The following is a 474-nucleotide window of genomic DNA, read 5'->3' on the forward strand; positions in this document are numbered from 1 at the left end:
GCGCGCGCCGCGCGCGAGGCCGCCGAGGCCGAGCGCCGCGAGGCGCACAAGGCCGCGATCGCCGCCGAAAAGGCCGCGCGCGAGGAAGCCCGCGAGAAGGCTCGCGAGGAGGCCGAGGCCGCCGCTGCGGCCGCCGCCGCCGCCAAGCGCCCGCCCGCGGTGCCCACCGCCGCCGAGCTGAAGGCGGCGCGCGATGCGCGCTATGCCGCGCGCAAGGCGCGTCAGGGCAAGTAAATGACCCCGCGTGAGCTGCTGGGCGTGGCCGACGTGCCCGGCGGCGATCCGCTGCGCCTGTTCCGGCGCGGGCGGGATTTCATGATCGTGCTCGACCGCAACGAGTTGATGAGCACGCGGATGAACGGGTCGGAAATCGCGCTGGGCACGATGGCGTGCGACCGGCTGGCCGGGCGCCCGGCCCCGCATCTGCTGATCGGCGGCTATGGCATGGGGTTCACGCTGCGCGCGGTGCTGGAG

The 474-nt window shown here is 75.5% G+C and carries 2 pseudogenes; both read left to right on the plus strand.

The features are described from left to right. Positions 1 to 234, plus strand: a pseudogene (locus AX685_RS22470) (DUF6481 family protein); the annotation flags it as partial. Next, a pseudogene (locus tag AX685_RS08955) lies at positions 235 to 474 on the plus strand (spermidine synthase); the annotation flags it as partial. It lies immediately after the preceding pseudogene.

It is taken from the genome of Sphingomonas sp. CCH9-F2 (assembly GCF_001556735.1).
GTDB lineage: Bacteria > Pseudomonadota > Alphaproteobacteria > Sphingomonadales > Sphingomonadaceae > Sphingomonas > Sphingomonas ginsenosidimutans.